This window comes from Undibacterium sp. GrIS 1.8 (assembly GCF_040544445.1).
In the GTDB taxonomy this organism is placed as follows: Bacteria; Pseudomonadota; Gammaproteobacteria; order Burkholderiales; family Burkholderiaceae_D; genus Undibacterium.
Genome location: NZ_JBEONQ010000108.1, coordinates 1 through 3622, shown reverse-complemented (window position 1 = coordinate 3622; position 3622 = coordinate 1). Strand labels below are relative to the sequence as shown.

Annotated in this window: 2 protein-coding genes; both read right to left on the bottom strand. The window is 47.0% G+C overall.

Going from position 1 to position 3622, the window contains the following annotated elements:
* A partial coding sequence (locus tag AAKU64_RS22235; protein WP_354363066.1) for an efflux RND transporter permease subunit occupies positions 1-3057 on the bottom strand: 3057 nt, incomplete at its 3' end.
* Positions 3047-3622: efflux RND transporter periplasmic adaptor subunit (locus AAKU64_RS22230; protein ID WP_354363064.1), on the bottom strand; the 576-nt coding region annotated here is incomplete at its 5' end. The genes AAKU64_RS22230 and AAKU64_RS22235, both read right to left, overlap by 11 nt.

Here is a 3622-nt window from a genome sequence, read left to right as displayed (position 1 = left end):
GTAGCTCAACGGCAGTAACAGCAGGGTAAAAAAAGTTGCTGAGACAATGCCGCCAACAATCACTACTGCAAACGGACGTTGGGTTTCTGAGCCGATTCCGTGCGATAACGCGGCTGGCAATAAACCTAAACCTGCCATCAACGCAGTCATCAATATCGGTCTGAGCCTGCTGACTGCGCCTTCAATTGCGCTAGAAAAATCAGCACGGCTGATTTTCTCAAATTCTAATATTTGCTCCAGCATGATCACTCCGTTCTGCACAGAGATGCCCGCTACCGCGATGAATCCTACTGCAGCAGAAACAGAGAAGTGCAAGCCCGCCAGTGCTAAACCAGCGATTCCGCCTATCATCGTAAAAGGTACCATCATCAAGATAAGCATTGCCATACGGATGGAGCGAAAGGCCCAGAACAGTAATGCAAAGATCAGGAAAATCGTTATTGGTACAATGATTTCTAAACGCTTGACTGCACGTTGCTGATTCTCAAACTGACCACCCCAGACGATGTAATAACCGGACGGTAAATTCACTTGTTCAGCAACTTTTTGCTGCGCTTCTGCCACAAAACTGCCTTGATCTCGTCCTAATAAATTCGCTTTGACCGAGGCATTGCGGCCACCAGCTTCGCGGCTGATACGTGCCGCTCCCTGGCGCACCTCAATGCGCGCCAGATCAGCCAGATCAATCGTGCCTGCACCGTTAGGTAAGTTGATTTGCAGACTGCCAATGCCATCTATCGATTCTCTGTAGGCAGCTTTTAATCGGATGGTGATGTCAAAGCGTTTGTCGTCTTCATAAAACGTGCTGACGGGTGTGTCCGCTAAGGCGGTCTGTATCGTATTATTTACATCCGATACGTTGATACCCAGACGTGCAATTTTTTCTCTGTCAATCACAATATTGAGTTGTGTTTGACCACCGCTTTTGATTGCGTCCACATCACTTGCGCCTCGAATGCCTTTGAGTATTCCAGAAATCTGTTCACTCTTTTGAGTCAGGATATCCAAGTCTGGACCAAAAATTTTGACCGCGATTTCACCTTTGACGCCCGATAGAGCTTCTTCCACATTATCTTGTATCACTTGGGAAAAATTAGTCGGTACGCCTGGTAGTGTCCCGATCTTGGCGGTCATGCTTTCGATCAGACTTTCTTTATCGGCGAATTTCCATTGATCGTGTGGTTTTAGATCAACCAGTATTTCCATACTGTTAGGACCTTTCGGATCAGTGCCATCATCTGGGCGGCCGACTTGGGATACCACGGTGCTGACTTCGGGATAACTCAGCAAAATAGCTCTGACCTGACGCTCTACTTCACGCGTTTTCTCTAGTGCAGTGGAGGGCGGCAAGCTGACGGTCAACCAGATATTTCCTTCATCCAGCTTAGGCAAAAATTCACTACCAAGCCGGGGCGCCAGTAACAAAGTAATCGCAAGTACGATGCAAGACACGATCATGACTGTGCGTTTTTGTCCGTCAGCTTTATAGAGTAGCTTTCGGTACCAGTCCTGTATGGCTTGCATCCAGTTGCTATGCTTTTCTGCCAGACTATGACGCTTCATCGTCAGCGCCAGTAAGGTCGGGATCAGGGTCATGGTCAAAATCAAGGCACCCAACATTGCAAAGCTTAACGTTAAGGCGACAGGTGAGAAGATTTTTCCCTCAACCCGCTGGAAAGTAAAAATTGGAATAAACGCCAGAATGATGATGGCTTTGGCAAACAGAATAGGGTGCCCCATTTCAACCACGGTTTGTTTCAGCACCTGTTTGCGCCAGAGGAAGAGATTACTCTGATGTTCTAAATCATGGTGTTTCAAGGCTAGCCGCACCATTAATGCTTCGACTAGCACGACCGCGCTATCGATGATGATCCCAAAGTCTACTGCCCCCAAAGAAATTAGGTTGGCAGGAATGCCTTTTAGATCGAGCATGATAAATGCGCATAGTAGGGATAGCGGTATCACCGTTACCACGATTAACGCAGCGCGCCAATTGCGTAAAAACAGGATCAATATCGTCATCACTAATACCGCACCGACGACTAAGTTTTCAAATACTGTTTTGACCGTATGGTTGAGTAACTCGGTACGATCATAGATCTGATGCAGACGTACACCTTTTGGCAACTTGGTATTGACGACTTCAATTTTTTTCTTCAGCTCAGTAATGATCTTGGCCGCGTTACCGCCTTTGACCATTTGTACGATGCCAAGAACATAGCTGTCACCTTGGTTATAAGAGATATTGCCAGAGCGCGGGCGGCTACCAATTTCTACATCGGCTACATCCGAGAGTAATACTGTCTTGCCGTTTTTTGCATTGACAATGACGCGACCAATATCTTCTTTATTGTTGAATAAGCCGACTCCGCGGACGATCAACGTTTCGTCACCACGGCGAACAGCGCCGCCACCAACGTTAACATTATTATTTGCCAGTGCTTGATTGACTTGATCTAGGGTGATGCCATAACGTCGTAAGGCATTAGGATCTACTTGGACTTGGTATTCTTTTACCGTGCCACCAAAACTGACGACATCTGCAACACCTGAGACGATTCTCAATTCAGGCCTGACGACCCAATCTTGTAAAGTGCGGATGTCGTTTTCTGACATGCCTGTCGGTGCGTCAATCACATAACGATAGATTTCACCAACCGAAGTCGTTAACGGTGCAATGCTGGACTGAATGCCATTCGGCAGTGTGACGCCTTGTAATTTTTCCAGTACTTGCTGGCGCGCAAAGTAGTCGTCCGTACCGTCATTAAAGGTAATGGTAACAACCGACAGACCGGTAATAGATACCGAGCGCACTTGAGTCTGGCCTGGAACACCACTCATCTCGCGCTCTATCGGTAAGGTGATGGCTCGCTCAACTTCCTCCGCCGCTTGTCCCGGGAATTGAGTGACAATTTGTACCTGTACATCCTGCACATCGGGGAAGGCTTCAATCGGTAAGTTGCCTAGTGCGCGATAGCCAAATACAACTAGCGCTACTGTCAGTACTAATACAAATACGCGCTGAGTCAGAACAAAATCAACAAACTTATTGAGCATGAGAAGCCACCTCAGCATTGAGTAACAAGCTGCCTTCAGTGACTATCCGTTGACCAGCATTTAAGCCGCTATCGACATAGCTATTGTTCTGGCTACGACGAACAATGTTGACACGCTGTTTTTGGAATTCACCTTCTTTTTTCTCAACAAAGACATAGCTATAAAGCCCCTCCGCGATCAGGCTTGTATTAGGTACCTTGATGGCTTTTTTGTCGCTGTCACTGAGGAAAGAAATTCGGGCGAACATCTCAGGACGTAGTTTTTGATCGGGATTAGTTAAAACGCCGCGCACTTGTATGCGTCTGGTGTTCGGGTCCAGCGCTAAACCGACCCGATCTACTTTGGCATCGAATAATTGATCTGGATAGGCATCAAATGACATTGCCATTTTTTGGCCTGGATGAATGCTGGCGATGTAACGTTCAGGTACATCAATCAAGACCCACAGTTTGCTTAAATCACTAATCACGAATAATGAATTTGGTGCATCAGGACGCACCTCCATACCGGGATTGATTTGTTTGTCTGCAACCAGGCCAGCGATCGGCGCTTTTAATGAGAACTT